This is a genomic window from Streptomyces sp. A18, assembly GCF_059026065.1.
Genome location: NZ_JBWLKL010000003.1, coordinates 1 through 19,873, shown reverse-complemented (window position 1 = coordinate 19,873; position 19,873 = coordinate 1). Strand labels below are relative to the sequence as shown.

Sequence of the window (19,873 nt, the reverse complement as noted above, 5' to 3'; positions counted from 1 at the left end):
GTGGGGGTGACCGTGAACGCTAAGACCACCCCTACCGGTGGCAACACCTGGCGAGACCTTCCCGCGGCGCAGCAGCCCGAGTACCCCGATGCCGAGGCTCTGCGCGATGTGATCGCGGACCTCGAGTCGTATCCGCCGCTCGTCTTCGCGGGCGAGTGCGACCAGCTGCGCGCCCGACTGGCCTCCGTCGCCAAGGGAGAGGCGTTCCTGCTTCAGGGCGGCGACTGCGCCGAGGCCTTCGACGCCGTGTCGGCCGACCACATCCGAAACAAGCTGAAGACGCTGCTCCAGATGGGCGCCGTCCTGACGTACGCGGCCTCCGTGCCCGTCGTGAAGGTCGGCCGCATCGCGGGGCAGTACTCGAAGCCGCGCTCCAAGGGCACCGAGACCCGCGACGGCGTGACCCTGCCGACCTACCGCGGCGACTCGGTCAACGGCTTCGACTTCGACGAGAAGTCCCGCGTCCCGGACCCCGAGCGCCTGAAGCGGATGTACAACGCCTCCGCGTCGACGCTCAACCTGGTGCGCGCCTTCACCACCGGCGGCTACGCCGACCTGCGCCAGGTGCACGCCTGGAACCAGGACTTCGTGAAGTCGTCCCCCTCGGGCCAGCGCTACGAACAGCTGGCGCGCGAGATCGACAACGCGCTCAACTTCATGCGCGCCTGCGGGACGGACCCGGAGGAGTTCAAGACCGTCGAGTTCTACGCCTCGCACGAGGCGCTGCTCCTCGACTACGAGTCGGCCCTCACCCGCGTGGACTCGCGCACCGGGCGGCTCTACGACACCTCGGGCCACATGGTCTGGATCGGTGAGCGCACCCGTCAACTGGACGGCGCGCACATCGAGTTCGCCTCCAAGGTGCGCAACCCGATCGGCATCAAGCTCGGCCCGACGACGACCACGGAGGAGGCGCTGCAGTACATCGAGCGCCTCGACCCGGACCGCGAGCCCGGCCGCCTGACCTTCATCGTCCGCATGGGCGCCGACAAGGTCAGGGACAAGCTCCCCGAGCTCGTCGAGAAGGTCACCGCGTCCGGCGCGACCGTCGCCTGGGTCACCGACCCGATGCACGGCAACACCTTCGAGGCGGCCTCCGGTCACAAGACCCGCCGCTTCGACGACGTGCTCGACGAGGTCAAGGGCTTCTTCGAGGTCCACAAGGGCCTGGGCACGCACCCGGGCGGCATCCACGTCGAGCTCACCGGTGACGACGTCACCGAGTGCGTGGGCGGCGGCGACGAGATCTTCGTCGACGACCTGCACCAGCGCTACGAGACGGCCTGCGACCCGCGCCTGAACCGCAGCCAGTCCCTGGACCTGGCGTTCCTGGTGGCGGAGATGTACCGCGACCAGTAGGTATTCCCGCGAGACGCGGCAGTGGGGCACGGATCCATGTGATCCGTGCCCCACTGGCGTATCGGGGCTTTTGTGGACCCGGGGGCGTGGGTAAGGTTAGGTTAGCCTCACCGTTCATCGGGACGGCGCCGCCGATTAATCCTGTCCGGGAGGTGAACCGCGTGTACGTCTGCAACTGCTTCGGGGTCACCGAGGCGCAGGTGAAGCAGCACGCGGCCGACGGTGCCTGCACACCCCGCCAGATAGCGTCCGCCAGCAAGGCGGGCACGGACTGCGGTTCGTGTGTGCGGAGCATTCAGGCGCTGCTCGGCCGGGGCACGTGCCCCCGCAGGGAGCTGGCCGACCAGGGTGAGCCCGTCCTCACCAGCCTGGACGTCGGCCTGGACGAGGCCGCCTAGCCACCGCCCGGACCGCTGTCAGCTCTCCGGCTGCTCGATCAGCTGAGAGATGTAGAGCGGCTCGCCCAGCTTCTCGACCAGTTCGAGCTGGGTGTCGAGATAGTCGATGTGGTGCTCCTCGTCCTCGAGGATCGACTCGAAGATATTCGCGGAAGTGATGTCCCCCTTGCCGCGCATCACCTCGATCCCGCGCTTGAGGCGGTCGATCGCCTCCGCCTCGATCTGCCGGTCGGCCTGGAACATCTCCGTGACGGTCTGACCCACGCGCACGTGGAAGAGCCGCTGGTAATTGGGCAGGCCGTCGAGGAAGAGAATCCGGTCGGTCAGGATCTCCGCGTGCTTCATCTCGTCGATCGACTCTGACCGGGTGTACTTGGCGAGCTTGGGCCAGCCGAAGTTCTCCTGCATCTTGGCGTGGAGAAAGTACTGGTTGATCGCCGTGAGCTCGGCGGTCAGCTGTTCGTTGAGAAATTCGATGACCTCGGGGTCGCCCTGCATCGCAGAGGCTCCTTCCACGTGGTAACTGGGCAGGTTCCGCGCATCCTTGCACCGGTCAGACAGACCGTCCAGTAAGTGCATGCTTAGTAGGAGTTGCCCCAATCGGCGCCTGACCTGCGTCTGTCGGCGCCCTCCTGGTCACGTTCACCGCCCGGGGTCTGTCAGGATGGAGACATGGGTCAGCCGGCGGATCGCGCATCTCGGGAAGCAGTGGAGCCGGAGCTTCCACCGGGTCAGCGGCTCCAGCGGGGCTGGCCGGTCACCCACTACGGCCCGGTGCCGAAGTTCCGCCCGGAGCGCTGGGAGTTCAGGGTCTTCGGGGCCACCGCCGACGGGGACAAGCACTGCTGGACGCACGAGGAGTTCTCGGCCCTTCCGTACGCGACGGTCGTCGGCGACCTGCACTGCGTCACGAAGTTCAGCATGCTCGGCGCCGAATGGGGCGGTGTGCCCGCGCGTGCGCTGCTCGACATCGCGCCGCCCGCACCCGACGCCACGCACGTGATGGTCTGGGCGGAGTACGGCTTCAGCTCGAATCTGCGGATGGCCGACTTCATGGATGAGCGCACGATTTTCGCCACCCACAAAGGGGGCGAACTGCTGACCGCGGAGCACGGGTTTCCGCTGCGGCTCGTGGTGCCGCATCTGTACGCCTGGAAGGGCCCCAAGTGGGTCCGCGGCATCGAGTACATGACCGCCGACCGCCGCGGCTTCTGGGAGGAGCGCGGCTATCACAACGTCGGTGACCCCTGGACCGAGCAGCGCTACTCGTACCAGGAAGAGCCCGGGGACGGCCCCGAGCTCTAGTCCCGCGTCCGCGCCATACCCCTGTGGGGTAGTGCTCGAGGGTCTTCGGGGCCGGCCTCTGGGGTCTCTAGCTGCTCCTCAGCTCCTTCAGGCGCGCAACGTCCGCCGCGTGTCCCTCCCTCCCGCCGGGCGTCTCGATGATCAGCGGTACGTTCTCGGTCGCGGGGTGGAGCATCAGCTCGCGGAAGGGCTCCTCGCCGATGTGGCCGGTGCCGATGTTCTCGTGACGGTCCTTGTGGGCGCCTGCCACGTCCTTCGAGTCGTTGGCGTGCACCAGCTTCAGGCGGCCCTCGCCCACCGTGTCGACCAGCAGGTCGAGGGTCTCCTTCATGCCGCCGGGCCCGGCCAGGTCGTGGCCCGCCGCGAAGATGTGGCAGGTGTCCAGGCAGACGCCCAGCTTCGGGTGGGCGTCCAGGGCGTCGAAGTACGGGCCGAAGTCCCAGGTGCGTGAGCAGAGCGAGAAGCCCTGGCCCGCGGTCGACTCCAGGAGGAGGAAGGGGTCGTCCTCGTGCGTCAGCTCGTCGAGGAGCGGCAGCATCCGGTCGCGCACCTGCTTCAGCGCGACGGAGCGGTCCCGGCCGCCGGTCGCCGAGCCGGTGTGCACGACGACGCCGAGCGCCCCGATCTCGCGGCCCCGGCGCAGCGAGTGGCGCAGGGACTCCACGGACTTCTCGGCGGTCGCCTCGGTGTGCGAGCCGAAGTTGATGAGGTAGGGCGCGTGGACGTACGCCGGAATCCTCGCGGCGGCACAGGCCGCGCGGAACTCCTCGTCCTGCTTCGGATTGCCGGGCGGCGTCGCCCAGCCGCGCGGATTGGCCACGAAGACCTGGACGGCCTCGGCACCCAGCTCACGGGCGTAGGAGAGCCCCACGGATGCGAGGCCGCCGGCCACGGGGACGTGGCCGCCGACGGGGTTGCGGTACGGGGCGATGGGGGACTTGTTGCTGCTCACGCGCTCAAGGGTGGCATGCGCGCGTGAGTGCCCCGTCAACGGACCAATGGCTCAGCGGCTCAGTGGTTCAGCGGCTCAACGGATCTCGATGGTGATCGTGGACCCCTTGGGGGCCTCGTCGCCGCCCTCCACCGACTGGCCCTTGACCTTGTCCCCGAAGATGCCGAGCAGACCGCGGTCCTCGTCGACCTCGAAGCCCGCGTCCTCGAGCTCCTGCGTGGCGTCGTCCACGCTCATGCCCTCGACGTCGGGGACCTCGATCATCTCCGGTCCCTTGGACAGCGTCAGGGTGACCGTGTCGCCCTCGGCGAGCGACTCGCCCTCCGCGGGGTCCTGCTCGAGGACGGTGCCCTTGTCCTCGTCGGAGTAGTCCCGCGCCGTCTCGGTCTTGACCTTGAGGCCCGCGTCCTCCAGCTCGGCGGTCGCGTCGGCCTCGGAGTCGCCCGTCACGTCCGGGAGCTCGACCTCCACGCCCTTGCTGACGACGATCGCGATGGCGGAGCCCGCCTTGCGCTTGGTGCCCGACCTCGGGTCCGTGCGGATCACCGAGCCCTTGCGGACGTCGTCGCTGAAGGACTTGGTCGTCATCCCGGGAGCGAGCCCGGCGTCCTTGAGCTTGCCCTTGGCCTCGGCCAGGGGGGTGCCCTTGAGGCCAGGGACCTTCACGATCTCGGGGCCCAGCGAGACGGTCAGCGTCACGCTGCCGTTGTCACGGATGCGCTCGCCCGCCCCGGGGTGGGTGGCCATGACCGTGCCGCGCTTGTCGGTGTCGCTGTAGGCGCGCTTGATGTCCTTCACGTCGAGTCCGGCTTCGCCGAGGCGCTCCTTGGCCGCCGACTCGGTCTTCGCCAGGAGCGGCGGGACCTTCGTGAACTGGCCGGAGTTGATGTACCAGACGCCCGCGCCGAGACCCAGCGCGAGGAGCACGGCGACGACCACGGCCAGTACACCGCGGCGCGGATTGCCGACGCGCCGCCCACGGTCGGGGGCGGTCGGCGGAGCGGGCGGCGGCGTCGCGAGGACGCTCGTGCGGTTGAGCGGGTCCTGCTGGTCCTGGCTGCTCTGCCGGTCCTGATCGCCGTCCGTGGGCAGCGGCAGCTGCACGGACCGCACCGCGCGCGGGATCACGCTCGTGCGGTCGTCGGAGTTGTCGTGCTCCGCCGCGTGGGCCTGTGGCGGCACCGCGTCCAGTTGCTCCACGGAGAGCGCGGCCCGCGCCTCCCTGGCCTGCCCGAGGAGCGCCACCGCGTCGTGCGGGCGTACGTCGGGCGTGCGGGCCGTGGCGGACGCGACCAGGTCGTCGAGCTCGACGGCCAGGCCCGGGACCGCCGCCGACGGGGGCGGCACGTCCTCGTGGAGGTGCTGGTAGAGCACCTGGGCGGGCGACTCGCCGGAGTGCGGCTTGGCGCCGGTCAGCATTTCGTAGAGCACGACCCCGCACGCGTACACGTCCACCCGGGTGTCGGCCGTGCCGTGCTCTATCTGCTCGGGAGCGAGATAGGAGACGGTCCCGAGGACCGTGCCGGTCGTGTTCGTGACGGTGTCCACCGCGCGCACGAGCCCGAAGTCGGCGACCTTGACCCTGCCGTCGTCCCCTATGAGGACGTTCTCCGGCTTCATGTCGCGGTGCACGAACCCGGCGCGGTGCGCGGCGCCGAGCGCGGCGAGGACGGGCTCCAGGATGTCGAGGGCCGCGCGCGGCTGCAGGGCGCCGCGCTCGCGGAGCACGTCACGCAGGGTGCAGCCGGCGATGTACTCCATCGCCAGATAGACGTACGCACCGTCGGTGCCCTGGTCGTACACCCCCACCACGTTCGGGTGCGAGAGCCGGGCCACCGACTTCGCCTCGCGGATGAAGCGGTCGACGAAGGAGACGTCGGCGGCCAGCGTCGGGTGCATGACCTTGAGCGCGAGCACGCGGTCGAGGCGGGTGTCCACGGCCCGGTAGACCGTGGCCATCCCGCCGACCGCGATCCGCCCGTCCACGCGATAGCGGCCGTCGAGCACCTGCCCGACGAGCGGGTCCTGAAGGGTCGTGTCCACGCAGGGAGTCTACGAGCCACCGCTGACACGGTTGCCCGCCCGGGTTGGCTCGGGCCACGACTGCAGCCGAGCTGTAACAGGCGCGGGACGCTCAGAACGCGGGCCGCTCCGGGTCCAGCCGCGCCATGCCCTCCGCGGGCGACGACGCCTCGGCGAAGTGCCGCCGCGGAATCCGCCCGGCCCGGTACGCGAGCCGCCCCGCCTCGACCCCGCGCCGCATGCCCTCGGCCATGAGCACCGGCTCCTGCGCCCGCGTCACGGCCGAGGCGAGCATCACACCAGCGCACCCCAGCTCCATGGCGAGCGCCGCGTCGGACGCCGTCCCCGCGCCCGCGTCCAGGATCACCGGCACGCCCGCGCGTTCGACGATCAGCTGGAAGTTGTGCGGGTTGCGGATGCCGAGCCCGGAGCCGATGGGGGAGCCGAGCGGCATGATCGCCGCGCAGCCCAGGTCCTCCAGCTTCCGGGCCAGGACCGGGTCGTCGTTCGTGTACGGGAGGACCGTGAAGCCGTCGTCGACCAGGGTCTCGGCGGCATCGATGAGCTCGATCGGGTCGGGCAGCAGCGTGCGCTCGTCCGCGATGACCTCCAGCTTGACCAGGTCGGTGCCGAGGGCCTCCCGCGCGAGCCGGGCGGTCAGGACGGCCTCGCCCGCGGTGAAGCAGCCCGCCGTGTTCGGCAGGACGCGGATGCCGAGCCGGTCGAGGACGGAGAGCACCGAGCCCTGCACGCCGGGATCGAGGCGGCGCATGGCGACCGTCGTCAGCTCCGTCCCGGATGCGACGAGGGAGCGTTCGAGGACGTCCAGGCTCGGTGCACCGCCCGTACCCATGATCAGGCGCGAGGAGAGGGTGAGCCCGCCGATGACGAAGGGGTCGTCTGCCATGTCGGTTCAGCCTCCTTGGACGGCGGTGAGGACCTCGACGCGGTCCCCCTCGGTGAGCGGGGTGGTGGACCACTGGGTGCGCGGTACGACGGTTTCGTTGAGCGCGGCGGCGACCCCGGACGGGGCCGCGGTGAGTGTGGCGACGAGGGCTTCGAGCGTGGTGCCCGCGGCCACATCGCGTGCTTCTCCGTTCACGGAGACGGCTGTAACGGCGGAGAGAGTCATGCGGGCTGCTCCAGGAAACGCTGCGTCAGGGGATCGCGGACGAAGCGCAGAGGGGTGAACCCCCGCGCCTCGTCGGGCAGTTCACCGGTGGTCAGGGCGTGCGCCATGACGTCACCGGTGACGGGCGTCAGCAGGACGCCGTTGCGGTAGTGGCCGGTGGCCAGCTGGAGTCCGGGGAGCGCGGTCGGGCCCAGCATCGGCGCGTTGTCGGGCGAGCCGGGGCGCAGTCCCGCGCGGGTCTCGGTCAGCGGCAGTTCCGTGATGCCGGGTACGAGGTCGTGGGCGTCCCGGAGCAGCTCGTACACGCCGCCCGCGGTGACCGTCGTGTCCCAGCCGAGCTCCTCGCTGGTCGCGCCGACCACGAGCTCGCCGTTCGCGCGCGGCACCAGATAGACGTGGCTGCCGCGCACGACCGCGCGCACGGTGCGGCTCAGGAACGGCGCGTACCGGTGGGGCACCGTGAGCCGAAGGACCTGCCCCTTCACGGGGCGCACGGGCGGCAGCACGCCCTCCGGGACCCCGGTGAGGCGCCCGCTGAGGCTGCCCGCCGCGAGCACGGTCTGACCGGCCTCCAGGGCGGTGCCGTCGGTCAGGACGACTCCGGTGGCCCGGTCACCCGCGACGGTGAGGCGCTCGGCCCACGTGTGGTGGAAGACGACGCCGGCCCGCTCGCAGGCCACCAGGAGCGCCGCGGAGAGCCTGCGCGGGTCGATCTGGTGATCGCCGTCGACCCGAAGGCCGCCCCGGACGCCCGGCGCGAGCATCGGCTCCAGGCGGCGGCACTCGCGCCCGCTCAGCCACTCCGATGTGAGCCCCGACTGCTGCTGAAGGGTGTGCAGTTCGCGCAGGTGGGCGCGGTCGTCGGAGTCGAGTGCGACGGCGAGCGTGCCGCACGCGCGGTAGCCGAGATCGCGGCCGCTCGCCTCCGCCAGCTCGGCCGCGAACGCCGGATAGCGCTGTGCGGAGGCCAGGTTCAGCGCGAGCAGCGTCTGCTCGCCGTAGTGCAGCTCGGTGACGGCGGCCAGCATGCCCGCGGCGACCTGCGCCGCGCCGCCGCCCGGTTCGGGGTCCACGACCGCGGTGGACAGGCCGTGCTGCGCTGCCCGCCAGGCCGTGACCAGGCCGATGATGCCGCCCCCGACGACCACGACGTCGGTCGTCGCGTCGGGTGATGTCCGTGGATGCATGGGCGTCCAGCCCCTCCCTTCGCCGGCATGACCCGGATCAGGTTCGTACGGTCGGAGGCCGTCCCAGCCTCCCTCTCAGCCCGGTGCGTCCGGGCTCCCGCGAGTGCTCTGCACGGCAACCTTAGCCCTTGGCGCCGCAGGGCAGGTAGGGCAGCTGTGCGGTCATGGGCAGTGACGGTGTGTCAGAGATCTCCTCGACGCGCCCTGAGGCACGCGTCGCCCGCCGCCCTACAGTGATCGGGTGAGTGAGCAGCGGAGGCAGGAAGAGCGCCGGGTCGTCATCGTCGGCGCGGGGATGGCCGGGGTGCAGACCGCCGTGGCCCTGCGCGAGCAGGGGTTCGCCGGTGCGGTCACCCTGATCGGCGCGGAACCCCACCAGCCGTACGACAGGCCGCCGCTCTCCAAGGCCGTGCTGCTCGGCAAGGCGGAAGGCTCCGCCTTCGACATCGACTTCGAGGCGCTCGGCATCGAACTGAGCCTGGGCCACGAGGTCACGGGCATCCGCACCGCGGACCACGAGCTGGACACCGAGCGGGGCCCGGTCCCGTACGACGCCCTGGTCATCGCCACCGGCGCCGAACCGATCCTGCTGCCCGGCGCGTCCGGGGTCCCCGGCGTCCACCTGCTGCGCACCCTCGACGACGCCGAGCGGCTGCGGCCCGTGCTCGCCGAGCAGCACCGCATCGTGGTCGTCGGAGCGGGCTGGATCGGCGCCGAGTTCGCGACCGCCGCGCGCGAGGCGGGCTGCTCCGTCACCGTCGTCGAGGCCGCCGAGCGACCGCTCGCGGGGGCGCTGCCCGGGGAAGTCGCGGCGCCCATGGCGTCCTGGTACGCGGACGCGGGGGCCGAACTGCGCACCCACGCGCGCGTGGAGCGCGTCGAGCCCGGCAGCGTCCTCCTGGACGACGGCACCCGGCTGCCCGCGGACGCGGTCGTCGTCGGTATCGGCGCCCGCCCCGCCACGGCCTGGCTCGCGGACTCCGGCATCACGCTCGGCGCCCACCGGGAGATCGTCGCCGACGACCACCTGCGGACGTCGCAGCCCGATGTGTACGCGGTCGGCGACTGCTCCTCCTTCCCTTCGGGAAGGTATGGCGAGCGCCTTCTCGTGCACCACTGGGACAACGCCCTCCAGGGGCCGCGCACGGTGGCGGCGAACATCATCGGCGAGACCCCTTCGGCGTACGACCCCGTCCCGTACTTCTGGTCCGAGCAGTTCGGCCGCTTCGTCCAGTACGCGGGCCACCACGCGTCCGCCGACGAGCTGGTGCGGCGCGGCGACCCCTCGGGCACCGCCTGGACCGTGTGCTGGCTCCGGCAGGGTGCCCTGGTGGCCGTCCTCGCGGTGGGCCGCCCCAGGGACCTGGCGCAGGGCCGCAAGCTGATCGAGGCGGGCGCTCATCTCTCCCCTGAGCTGGCGTCCGACCCCGCGGTACCGCTGAAGAAGGCAGTGGTCGCGTAACGCGGGGGACCCGCTGCCCGGCCGCTGTCGGTGCCCGGAGATACCCTTGCCCCGTGACCGAGATTGACGCAAAGACTGATGCTCTCGTCCCCGAGTGGCTCCACCTCCCCGACATCGCAGAAATGCTCGACGTCGAGGTGACGCGTGTGCGCCAGCTGGTCAAGGAGGGCCAGCTGATCGCCGTACGCCGTGGTGAGAACCGCGCGCTCGCGGTGCCGGCCGCCTTCATCGACGGCGACAAGATCGTCAAGGGCCTCACCGGCACCTTGACGCTCCTGAGGGACGACGGCTTCTCCGACGAAGAGATGCTGGAGTGGCTCTTCACTCCCGACCCGACCCTGCCCGGCACCCCCGCGCAGGCCCTGAGCGAGAATCGCGGCACGGAGGTGAAGCGCCGCGCCCAGGCGCTCGCCGTCTGACCGAAGCGCGTCCGACGGAAACACGTCTGACCGACACGGAAAACCGTTGCGTACGGGCCGCGTCTCCCCCGGGGACACGCGGCCCGTAGGCCACCGACGACCGGGGGGACCTCTTCATGGCCACCAAGCCTGCCCGCGAGCAGCTCGCCGACGCCCGCCTCTACCTGTGTGTGGATGCCCGCAAGCGCCAGGGAGACCTCCCGGAGTTCCTCGACGCCGTCCTCGGCGGCGGCGTCGACATCGTGCAGCTGCGCGACAAGGGCATGGAGGCGGCCGAGGAGCTCGACCACCTCCAGGTCTTCGCCGACGCCGCCCGCCGGCACGGCAAGCTCCTCGCGGTGAACGACCGCGCGGACGTCGCGCACGCCATCGGCGCCGACGTGCTGCACCTCGGCCAGGGCGACCTGCCCGTGCCCGCGGCCCGCCGCATCCTCGCCGATGACGTCCTGATCGGCCGTTCCACGCACGCGGACACCGAGGCGGCGGCCGCGGCGACGCAGGACGGCGTGGACTACTTCTGCACGGGCCCCTGCTGGCCGACCCCCACGAAGCCGGGCCGGCACGCCCCCGGGCTCGACCTCGTCCGGTACACGGCCTCGCTCGGCACGGACCGCCCCTGGTTCGCGATCGGCGGCATCGACGCGGGCAATCTCGACGAGGTGCTCGAAGCGGGCGCCCGCCGCGTCGTCGTCGTACGGGCGATCACGGAGGCGGACGATCCGGCGGCGGCAGCGGCCGACTTCGCGAAGCGGCTGCGTTCGGCCTGATCGACGATCTTCGGCCAACCTTCGGCGAGGCTGTCCGCAGGTTGGACGGGAATTGGCCGTTGGCGGTGCCCCGTCAGTAACCTGCCCGTATGGCCCTAGGCACTGCTTCCACCAGAACTGATCGCGCACGCACCGTGCGCGACATGCTCGCGACCGGCAAGACGACGTACTCGTTCGAGTTCTCCGCGCCGAAGACCCCGAAGGGCGAGCGGAACCTGTGGAACGCCCTGCGCCGGGTCGAGGCGGTGGCCCCCAGCTTCGTCTCCGTGACGTACGGGGCGGGCGGTTCGACGCGTGCGGGCACGGTCAAGGAGACGCAGCAGATCGTCGCCGACTCGACGCTCACCCCGGTCGCGCACCTGACCGCGGTCGACCACTCCGTGGCCGAATTGCGCAACATCATCGGGCAGTACGCGGACGCCGGCATCAGGAACATGCTTGCGGTCCGCGGCGACCCGCCCGGCGACCCGCTCGCCGACTGGGTCAAGCACCCCGAGGGCCTCACGTACGCCGCCGAACTGGTCCGGCTGATCAAGGAGTCGGGCGACTTCTGCGTGGGCGTCGCGGCCTTCCCCGCGATGCATCCGCGCTCGGCCGACTGGGACACCGACGTCCGGCACTTCGTCGACAAGTGCCGCGCGGGCGCGGACTACGCGATCACACAGATGTTCTTCTACCCGGAGGAGTATCTGCGCCTGCGTGACCGGGTCGAGGCAGCGGGTTGCTCGACGCCGATCATCCCGGAGATCATGCCGGTCACGAACGTGCGCATGCTGGAGCGGCTGCCCCAGCTCAGCAACGCGTCCTTCCCGCCCGAACTCAAAGAGCGCATCCTCACAGCCAAAGACGATCCGGCGGCTGTACGCTCCATTGGCATCGAGTTCGCGACGGAGTTCTGCGCGCGGTTGCTGGCCGAGGGTGTCCCGGGACTGCACTTCATCACGCTCAACAACTCGACGGCGACGCTGGAAATCTACGAGAATCTGGGCCTGCATCACCCGCAGGCCTGACCGGCCGCACCCCCTTGGGCGGCGGCCGGGGGGAGAGGGGCGTACATGGGCTGGACGGTCCTCTACATCGCGTTCGGATGCGTAGCGCTGTGGCTGCTCGGCGAGGTGCTGCTGCAGTACAAGGCGCGCCTGCGCTGGCGGCTGCTCGCCTTCGGCGGCTTCCTCGGCGTGGTCATCGGCGTGCTGCTGCCGTCGGTGGTGGTCATCGGGATCGGCGCGATCGCCTTCGCCACAGGGCAGACGTACGTGACGCTGTCGTTCCGCCGCGGCTTCTCGACCGGCTGGGCGCTCGGCGGCCAGCCCGGCCTGAGCAAGCGCCGCAAGACGTCGCCGCGGGGCGCCGAGGCCTCCCAGGAACCGACGCTCCAGGTCTCCGACCTGGAGTACGAGCAGGCGGGCCCGCCGCCCGAGACCGCCCCCGGCACCGGGGTCTACGCGCCGGAGCCGCTGCCCGACGACACCGGGCAGTACGGCATCTACAGCGACACGGCGTACGACCAGCAGCAGTCCGCCACGGCGGACAGCGGCTACGGCTACGACACGTACGCCACCGCGGGCTATGACCCCCAGCAGCCATACGCGTACGGCGAGACGGGGCAGCAGCAGTACGCCGCGTACTCCGACCCGTACATCGGCACGCAGACGTACGGCGGCCAGCCGAGCTACGACACGTACGGAGACCAGCAGCAGTACGCGCCCTATCCCGCCGCCGATCCGTACGGCACCGGGGCCGGGGCCTACAGCGAGACGCCGCCCGGCGGGGTCTGGGTGCCCCAGCAGCGCAGTGCCGAGGACCCCTACGGCCAGTACGGCGGCGAACTCCCGCCGGAGCAGCCGTATCCCTACCAGGGCGAGCAGGCCCAGCCGAACGGCTATGACGCGGGTTACAACGAGCAGTACCGCTACTGATCCCTAGCGGCCGCTGTCGCTCACTGCGAGCCCCGGAAGTCCGGTCCCTCCACGATCAGTCCGGCGACCAGCGTGCCCGACATGCCCGCGTGCGGAAGTCCGCCGCCCGGATGGGACCAGCCGCCGACCGCGAAGAGCCCCGGCAGACGCGTGCTGTTGGCCGGGTGCAGCAGCCGGCCGTCGCCCGCCGCGAGAGACGGGGGCGGGACCGCGCCGCCGTCGGCACCCGTGGCCTCCGCGATGTCGGCCGGGGTGCGGGCCTCGTGCCACAGGAGGCGGCCTTGGAGGCCGGGCACCGCGGACTCGGCGCGGTCGAGGAGGCGCTCCACGTCCGCCCCGGTGATCTCCGTGTGCGCGGGCACCGTGGCCGTCAGGGTGACCGCCTCGTGCTCGGCGTCGGGCGTGAGCGCCGGGTCGTCCGGGCGCAGCAGCGTGAGGGTGGGGGCGGCGGGCAGTCCCGGGCGGTTCCCGAAGAGCCGGTCGAGCTCGCCTTGGCGGTCGGGTGTGTGCAGCACCGTCCGGTGAGGTGTGCCCTCGGGCCTCGTGCCGCGCAGCGCGAGGAAGACCATGAGGCGGCTGGGCAGTCCGGATCTGGCCCGCACTTCACTCTCCGCCCGTATGTTCACACCGGTTGCGCCGGGCAGGGGGGATCCACCGGAGACCAACTCGTCGAGTGCGCCGGGCGCGACACCGGCGACGACGAAGTCCGCCTCCAGCGCCGTCCCGTCCGCGAGTTCGACGCCCGCCGCGCGGCCGTCCTTCTCGACGATCCGGATGACAGGGGAGTCGAACACGAACTCGACCCGCCGGGCGAGGCACCGCTCGTACACGGCGGTCGCGAGCGCGCGCATCCCGCCGCGCACCGACCACGCGCCGAAGGTGTGCTCCAGATAGGGCAGGACGGCCGCGCTGGCCGGGGTCGCCCGGGGGTCGAGGCCGCACGCGAGGGCGTACTGCTCGAGGAGCGCGATGAGCCGTGCGTCGCCGCCCAGTTCGAGCTCGCCGACTTCGGTGAGGGTCCTCGCGCGCCGCTCGCGCCGCAGGAGGCGCTTGTGTGCCACCGCGGGGTAGGGCTCGCGCTCGGCCAGGACCTGCCAGTTCGGCCAGAGGGGCTCTTCCAGGAGGGGGCGCCGGGTGCGGTCCCATGCCTCACGGGCGCGGTTCATGTACGCCGACCAGGCGGCGCCGGCGCCGCTGCCGAGCGCCGCGTCCAGGGCCTCGCCGACGCCCGCGCGTGAGGCGTTCGGCAGGTCGGCCGCCGTGCCGTCCGCGAAGACGTGCCGCACGGCGGGCTCCACCTGGGAGAGGTCGACGCACTTCTCCAGCGGCTCCTTGCCCGTCTTGACGAACAAGTCGCGATAGACGGCGGGGAGCTGCAGGAGGCCGGGGCCCGTGTCGAAGGCGAAGCCGTCCCGCTCGAAGCTGCCGAGCGCGCCGCCGTACGTACCCGACCGCTCGTGCACCACCACCCGGTGGCCCGCGACGGCCAGCCGGGCGGCGGCCGCCATCGCGCCCATCCCTGCGCCGATCACCACAATCCGTGCCATGCCAGGGACTTTATCGGCCGCCACTGACAGTCACGCCGGGAGCCTCAGTCCGGCGGCCGTCCCTGATGGGCGGCGAGCCGTTTCTCCTCGCGCCGCTGCGCCCTGCGCCGCAGGAACCGCCGGATCCGCGAGATCAGGAAGTACAGCAGGATCAGACCGAGGACCAGCAGCACGGCCGCGATGATCGCCGCCGCCTCCGGATAGAACATCGCGAAGCTGACGATCCCGCCGACCCCGAGATCCTCCGCCGTGCTCACGATGACGTTGCTGAACGGCTCCGGCGAGGTGTTGATCGCCATCCGCGTCCCGGCCTTCACGCAGTGGCTGGCCAGCGCGGTCGAACCGCCCACCGCCCCCGCCGCCAGGTCGGGCAGCGAACCGCTCTGGCCCGCGAGCAGCGCACCCACCACGGCGCCGGACACCGGCCGGATCACGGTGTGCGCCGTGTCCCACACCGAGTCGACGTAAGGGATCTTGTCGGCGACGGCCTCGCAGGCGAAGAGGACCCCGGAGACGATCAGCACATCAGGACGTTGCAGCGACTCCGGAACCTCGTCGGAGATCCCGGTCGCGCCGAAGACACCGAGCAGCAGGACCACGGCGTACGCGTTGATCCCGCTTGCCCAGCCGCTGGTGAAGACCAGGGGGAGTACGGACACGGACGCGATCGTAACCAGTCGGGAACGTCCCGGCCTGGGGATGAGCACCCAGGCCTGAGTATCCGTACCTAGTGATGGAGATGAGTACCAGCGCGGATGGGTCCCGACCTGCGTGGACGGAAGAGTGAGGGACACGGAGAAGGGCGCAGCGCCCGTACCGCCGACACGGGGCGGCGGAACGGCGCGGCGCCCTTGGCCGCTCCTCCCACCCCGCCGAAGGTGGGAGTGAGACACGGGGGTGACGGGCGGCGACTCGGGGATGACCACCCGGGGGCCGAACGGGGGAATGCGGGGGGACCGCGGGGGAACGCAAGAAGCGCCGGTCCGGTGCGGCCTGGAGATCAGGCCGCACCGGACCGGCGCCCTTGTGTGCGGCTCCGGGGAGGCTCAGCGGCCTCCGCTCACACGGCCCTGCAGCAGCCGCGAGAGCGCCGAGTGCACGTCGTCGAGCGAGCGCTCCGGCTGGAAGGCCTGCCAGTCGAGGGCGGCCACCAGGACCATCCCGACGAGCGCGGCGGCCGTCAGGGGGATGTCGATCTCCTCGCTGAGCTCGCCGTTCTCGACGCCGGCGCGCAGCACGTCCTCGACGACGGCGACCGCCTGCTGCCTGACCACCATCAGGGTGGACTGCCAGGCACGGTTGGTGCGCCACAGCTCGGCGACGTACAGCTGCGTGAAGGCCGGGTAGCGGTCGATGAAGACCAGGCCCGCGCGGATCATCGCGTCCAGTGCGTCGACCTGCCTGCCGCCGCTCCCCGCCGCCTTCTCGGCCGCCTCTTTCAGAGAAGCGGTCAGCAGACCGACGCCGTGCCGCAGCAGCTCTTCGAAGAGGACCGACTTGCTCGCGAAGTTGTAGTAGACCGTGCCCTTCGCCACCCCGGCCCGCTCGGCGATCTCGTCGACCGTCGTGGCCGAGAAGCCCTGCTCCGCGATGAGCGTGACGGCCGCCTCGTAGAGCTTCTGCCGGGTGGCCTCACGCCGGGTGCTGGTTGCGCTGCTGTCCATGGGCCTGATTCTCACAGGTCTCGGCGCCCGCACAGGCTCTGTTCCGGGTCTCACAGGCTCTGTCCCTGGTCTCACAGGCTCAGCTCCGGGTGCAGGCGGTCCAGGGTCCACACCTGCTTGCGGTGCGCGGCGAGCGCGGTGAGCGCGAGGGCGCCCGCCGTGAACGCCGTCAGGACCACGCACGCCTGCCAGACGGGGCCGAGACCGCCGCCCGTGATGAGCCTCCGGAGGGCGTCGACGACGTAGCTCATCGGCAAGAAGGGGTGGATCGCGCCGAAGAAGGACGGACTCGTCTGGACGGGGTACGTGCCGCCCGCCGACGTCAGCTGGAGCATCAGGACCGCGAGGACGAGGATCCGCCCGGCCGCTCCGAAGCGTGCGTTCAGCCACTGCACGATCGCCGCGAAGCAGCAGGTCACCAGGCAGAGGAAGCCCACCGTCCCGGCCGCCCGCGCCATCTGCAGGCCAAGTCCCCAGTGCAGCACCGACATCAGGGCCGCCGTCTGCAGGACGCCGAGGGCGGCGACCGGCAGCCAGCCCGCGAACGCGATCCGCCAGGCGGAGGCGCCCGCGGCGAGCGCCCGCCGGTTGAGCGGCTGGATCAGCATGTAGGCCACCATCGCGCCGACCCACAGGGACAGCGGGATGAAGTACGGGGCGAAGCCCGTGCCGTAGTTGGGCGCCTTGTGCATCGACTGGGAGGCGAGCTGCACCGGGTCGGCCATGACATCGGTGCGCTGGTCGCGGTCCTTCTTGTCGTAGTCGGGGATCTTCTTGACGCCGTCGTGCAGCCCGCCGGACAGCTTCTCGGAGCCGTCGGCCAGCTTGTAGAGGCCGCCCTTGAGGTCGGTCGCGCCCTTCTTGATCTTGCCGACGCCCGTGTCCAGGTCCGTGGCGCCGGTCTGGGCGGTGCCCAGGCCCGTGTGCAGCTTCTTGGCGCCCTTGGCGACCTTCCCCGCGCCCGAGTTGAGGTCGTTGATCTGGGTGACGGCCTTGTCCAGGTCCTCGTTCAGGTGCGGTGCGCGGTCGGCGAGCGCCTGGGACTTCTTCTGCAGCGCGGCCAGGTGCTTGTCGAGCTTCTTGACGTCGCTGTTCTGGTCCTTGACCACGGTGTTCATGTCGTCCGCGATGGTCGACACGTTCTCCGCCGCCGTCTTGGCCTTCTTGATCTCCGGGCAGGCGGGGTCGGGCACCGGGAGGTTCTCGCAGCGCTTCGTGTAGAGGCCGCCGATGGTCTCGGAGCCCTTCTTGGCGCCGTCGGCCGCCACGGGCGCGAGCTTGACCCAGGTGTCCAGGTTGCCCCGCAGGGCCTTGGAGGAGTCGGCGACGAGCTGGGCCGTGTCCCCGATGGTCTTGCCGTTGTCCTTCAGGAAGGGCCGCACCTGGTCCGCGGTGCCGTTGACCTTGTCGGCCAGCTTCTGAGTGCCGACCGAGACCTTCTTCGAACCGCTCTGAAGGTCACCGGCGCCCTTGTCGAGCTTCTTGATGCCCTCGGCCAGGTCGCTGCTGCCCTTCTTGGCGTCGTTGAGGCTGGTCACGAGCTTCTTCGAGCCCTTCTTGGCCTCGCCGATGCCGCTGTCGAGCTTGTCCGCGCCCTCGGCCGCCTTCTTGGTCTCTCCATGGATGTCGGAGAACGAGATGAAGATCTTGTCGAGGAAGGAGCGCGAGGCCTTGGTGGAGGCCGCCGTGCGCACCTCGGAGAAGACCGTCCGGGAGATCTGCCCGACGATGTAGTTGTTGGCGTCGTTCGTACGGACCTGCAGAGCGCCCGTCTCCGGGGAGTCCCCCGAACTGGACGCCACGCGCTTGCTGAAGTCCGAAGGCATCGTCAGGGACAGGTAGTACGTCCCGTCCTCGACACCCTTGCGCGCCTCGGCGGAACTCACCTCGCGCCAGTCGAAGGTCTTGCTGTCCTCAAGCCCGTCGACGATGCCGTCGCCCACCGCGAGCTTCTTGCCCGCGGCCGTGGCGCCCTCGTCGTCGTTGACGAGCGCCACCGGTATGCGGTCGAGACGGCCGTACGGGTCCCAGAAGGAGCACAGGTACAGCGCGCCGTACAGCAGGGGCAGCAGCAGGAGCGCGACCAGCGCCATGCGCGGCAGCTTCCCCCTGCCGAAGCGCCTGAGCTCAAGCGAGGCCAGCTTCGGCGAGCGCATCGGCCGTCTCCTTGTCGTCGTCCGTGTCGGGGCCCGTGTCGTCGTGCGTGTCGTCGTCCGTGTCCGAGGCGCCGTCGGCGGGCCGCGCGGTCGATACGGCCACCGCGTCATCGGGAGCCTTGCTGCACACCGCCACGACGGTGGTGCCGTTCTGCGTGATGGACCTCAACAGGTCCCAGGCCGCGCCCCGTTCGGCGTCCGACAACTTGAGGTCGAGGTCGTCGACGCCCAGCAACCGGGGCCGACCGATGAGGGCCAGGGCCACGGAGAGCCGCAGCGCTTCGATGCGCTCCAGGTCGCGCACGGAGGTCCGCCGCCCCTTGGGCAGCGACTCCATGTCGAGCCCGGCGGCGGCAAGGGCGGTGTCGATCCGCAGGCGCGCCTCGGCGGTCCGCTCGGCGCGCGGCCTGAGCAGACCCCGCAGGGAGCCGCCGAACCGCCGCTGCAGCAGCGCCCGTTCGTGCAGATGCTCGGCCACGGTGAGCGCCGGATCGAGATCCGTCACGCCGGGCACGGGCCCGAGCGCACTGATCCGGCGCACCGCCGCGAGCTGATTGGGCAGCCGGAAGCCCCCCACGGACGCCTCGCCCTCCGTGGGGCGCATCCGCCCGGTGAGCGCCAGCAGCAGACAGGTCCGGCCCGACCCCGAAGCCCCCTCGATCGCGATCAGCGACCCCGGCCGGGCCTCGACCCCGATCCCGCGGAACGCCCAGCCCCGCGGGCCCTTGAGCCCGAACTCCCGCGCTGTGACGGCCACTCCCCGCGTGCCGTCGTTCGGCCCGTCCACAGTTCCCCCTCGCGCCATCTTTTGAACTGACTGGTCAGTGCAAAAACTAGCCCGAACCTACGATCGAGGCAAAACCCCAGGTCAGGGCCGATTGTCAGTGGCGTACTCCACGATGGGCACATACGGCCACCGCGCCGTTACGCGACGACAGGAGGTTCGTCATGGCCAGCACTTCCGCAGCAGCCGCACGTCGGCACCGCCCCGTCGGCCCTGCCCCTGTAGCGACCGGCCCCGCGAGCGACGTCCACCCCGTCCTGCGCCGGGCCACGGCCCCGCCCGCCGCACTCGAACTGCTCGCCCAGGCCCGCGCAGGCATCGACGAAGCCGCGCACCTGGAGACTCCGAACGAGCGCTATGCCACGGCCCACCTCGCGGCCCTGCGCACCGCCGCCGCCGTCCTGGCCGCCCGCGGCCGCCCCGAGGCGACCCCGCGACGCAGGCAGCGGATCCGGAGCGCCTGGGAAGTGCTCCCCGAGATAGCACCCGAACTGACCGAGTGGAGCGCCCTGTTCGCATCCGGCGCGGCGCGCAGGGCCCGCGCGGAGGCCGGCATACAGGGCGCGGCCACCGTCCGGGACGCGGACGACCTGCTGCGTGACGTGGCGATGTTCTTGCGCATCGTCGAGCGGATGCTGGTCCTGCAGCCCGTGCTGCCCCAGCCCAGGCAGGACCAGCCGGACGCGAGCCGGGACGGGTGACGGGGCAGTCGGCCCAAGGCAATAGACATCCCACGGCTTTAAGGCGTCAAGCGACGGCCGGAAGGATCTCTGGCTCCGACTGGTTGGGAAAGGCCTTCA

The 19,873-nt window shown here is 71.1% G+C and carries 20 protein-coding genes and 1 riboswitch; of the genes, 9 read left to right on the top strand and 11 right to left on the bottom strand.

Features of this window, described 5'->3' with window-relative positions; genetic code table 11:
- The first annotated feature begins 6 nt into the window (after positions 1-6).
- Positions 7-1,359: a class II 3-deoxy-7-phosphoheptulonate synthase gene (locus AC5P1C_RS05740; protein WP_493864554.1), complete on the top strand. Its 1,353-nt coding sequence runs from the start codon at positions 7-9 to the stop codon at positions 1,357-1,359.
- Between the two features lie 152 nt (positions 1,360-1,511).
- A complete protein-coding gene (locus tag AC5P1C_RS05735) occupies positions 1,512-1,757 on the top strand; it encodes a (2Fe-2S)-binding protein (protein ID WP_493864553.1) in 246 nt (81 codons plus the stop codon).
- 18 nt (positions 1,758-1,775) lie between these two features.
- On the opposite strand, the gene bfr is transcribed toward AC5P1C_RS05735, so the two are convergent.
- Entirely contained in the window at positions 1,776-2,255 is a 480-nt protein-coding gene (gene bfr / locus AC5P1C_RS05730; RefSeq protein WP_160504564.1) for a bacterioferritin, read from the bottom strand.
- A gap of 174 nt (positions 2,256-2,429) precedes the next feature.
- Here bfr and AC5P1C_RS05725 point away from each other — a divergent pair, with 174 nt between their 5' ends.
- Positions 2,430-3,062, top strand: a complete 633-nt coding sequence (locus AC5P1C_RS05725) for a sulfite oxidase-like oxidoreductase (protein WP_493864552.1) — start codon at positions 2,430-2,432, stop codon at positions 3,060-3,062.
- Positions 3,063-3,129: 67 nt separating this feature from the next.
- On the opposite strand, the gene AC5P1C_RS05720 is transcribed toward AC5P1C_RS05725, so the two are convergent.
- The 5 genes from AC5P1C_RS05720 to thiO form a co-directional block, all read right to left on the bottom strand.
- Entirely contained in the window at positions 3,130-4,014 is an 885-nt protein-coding gene (locus AC5P1C_RS05720; protein WP_493864551.1) for a deoxyribonuclease IV, read from the bottom strand.
- Between the two features lie 75 nt (positions 4,015-4,089).
- Positions 4,090-6,057 (bottom strand): Stk1 family PASTA domain-containing Ser/Thr kinase, encoded by a 1,968-nt coding sequence (pknB, locus tag AC5P1C_RS05715; RefSeq protein WP_493864550.1) that lies wholly within the window; start codon positions 6,055-6,057, stop codon positions 4,090-4,092.
- Between the two features lie 91 nt (positions 6,058-6,148).
- Positions 6,149-6,943, bottom strand: a complete 795-nt coding sequence (locus AC5P1C_RS05710; protein WP_493864549.1) for a thiazole synthase — start codon at positions 6,941-6,943, stop codon at positions 6,149-6,151.
- 6 nt (positions 6,944-6,949) lie between these two features.
- Positions 6,950-7,168 (bottom strand): sulfur carrier protein ThiS, encoded by a 219-nt coding sequence (gene thiS, locus AC5P1C_RS05705; RefSeq protein ID WP_361045521.1) that lies wholly within the window; start codon positions 7,166-7,168, stop codon positions 6,950-6,952.
- The gene (gene thiO, locus AC5P1C_RS05700) at positions 7,165-8,355 is read right to left on the bottom strand and encodes a glycine oxidase ThiO (RefSeq protein WP_493864548.1); all 1,191 of its coding nucleotides are present in this window, start codon (positions 8,353-8,355) and stop codon (positions 7,165-7,167) included. Before thiO ends, thiS begins: the two co-directional genes overlap by 4 nt.
- A riboswitch (TPP riboswitch) is annotated at positions 8,353-8,466 on the bottom strand. (Overlaps the previous gene by 3 nt.)
- A gap of 184 nt (positions 8,467-8,650) precedes the next feature.
- Here thiO and AC5P1C_RS05695 point away from each other — a divergent pair.
- The 5 genes from AC5P1C_RS05695 (at position 8,651) to AC5P1C_RS05675 (ending at position 12,922) form a co-directional block, all read left to right on the top strand.
- Positions 8,651-9,817 (top strand): NAD(P)/FAD-dependent oxidoreductase, encoded by a 1,167-nt coding sequence (locus AC5P1C_RS05695; protein WP_493864955.1) that lies wholly within the window; start codon positions 8,651-8,653, stop codon positions 9,815-9,817.
- Between the two features lie 53 nt (positions 9,818-9,870).
- Positions 9,871-10,236 (top strand): Rv2175c family DNA-binding protein, encoded by a 366-nt coding sequence (locus tag AC5P1C_RS05690; RefSeq protein WP_249590410.1) that lies wholly within the window; start codon positions 9,871-9,873, stop codon positions 10,234-10,236.
- Between the two features lie 116 nt (positions 10,237-10,352).
- Complete coding sequence (gene thiE, locus AC5P1C_RS05685; protein WP_493864547.1) at positions 10,353-11,003, top strand: thiamine phosphate synthase; 651 nt, start codon at positions 10,353-10,355, stop codon at positions 11,001-11,003.
- 89 nt (positions 11,004-11,092) lie between these two features.
- Positions 11,093-12,013, top strand: coding sequence for a methylenetetrahydrofolate reductase [NAD(P)H] (metF, locus tag AC5P1C_RS05680; protein ID WP_493864546.1), 921 nt, complete (start codon positions 11,093-11,095; stop codon positions 12,011-12,013).
- Positions 12,014-12,058: 45 nt separating this feature from the next.
- Positions 12,059-12,922, top strand: coding sequence for a hypothetical protein (locus tag AC5P1C_RS05675; RefSeq protein ID WP_493864545.1), 864 nt, complete (start codon positions 12,059-12,061; stop codon positions 12,920-12,922).
- Between the two features lie 20 nt (positions 12,923-12,942).
- Here AC5P1C_RS05675 and AC5P1C_RS05670 read toward each other — a convergent pair whose 3' ends face one another.
- The 5 genes from AC5P1C_RS05670 to AC5P1C_RS05650 form a co-directional block, all read right to left on the bottom strand.
- Positions 12,943-14,469, bottom strand: a complete 1,527-nt coding sequence (locus AC5P1C_RS05670; RefSeq protein ID WP_493864544.1) for a phytoene desaturase family protein — start codon at positions 14,467-14,469, stop codon at positions 12,943-12,945.
- Positions 14,470-14,513: 44 nt separating this feature from the next.
- On the bottom strand, positions 14,514-15,128 hold the full coding sequence (locus AC5P1C_RS05665; RefSeq protein ID WP_493864543.1) for a DUF4126 domain-containing protein: 615 nt from the start codon (positions 15,126-15,128) through the stop codon (positions 14,514-14,516).
- Between the two features lie 387 nt (positions 15,129-15,515).
- The gene (locus AC5P1C_RS05660; protein WP_351162424.1) at positions 15,516-16,133 is read right to left on the bottom strand and encodes a TetR/AcrR family transcriptional regulator; all 618 of its coding nucleotides are present in this window, start codon (positions 16,131-16,133) and stop codon (positions 15,516-15,518) included.
- A gap of 71 nt (positions 16,134-16,204) precedes the next feature.
- Positions 16,205-18,289: a YhgE/Pip family protein gene (locus AC5P1C_RS05655; RefSeq protein WP_493864542.1), complete on the bottom strand. Its 2,085-nt coding sequence runs from the start codon at positions 18,287-18,289 to the stop codon at positions 16,205-16,207.
- On the bottom strand, positions 18,261-19,094 hold the full coding sequence (locus AC5P1C_RS05650) for an ATP-binding cassette domain-containing protein (protein WP_493864541.1): 834 nt from the start codon (positions 19,092-19,094) through the stop codon (positions 18,261-18,263). The genes AC5P1C_RS05655 and AC5P1C_RS05650 overlap by 29 nt, the downstream gene beginning before the upstream one ends.
- A 143-nt stretch (positions 19,095-19,237) precedes the next feature.
- On the opposite strand from AC5P1C_RS05650, the gene AC5P1C_RS05645 reads away from it, so the two are divergent.
- Positions 19,238-19,774, top strand: coding sequence for an SAV_6107 family HEPN domain-containing protein (locus AC5P1C_RS05645; RefSeq protein WP_493864540.1), 537 nt, complete (start codon positions 19,238-19,240; stop codon positions 19,772-19,774).
- Positions 19,775-19,873 lie beyond the last annotated feature (99 nt).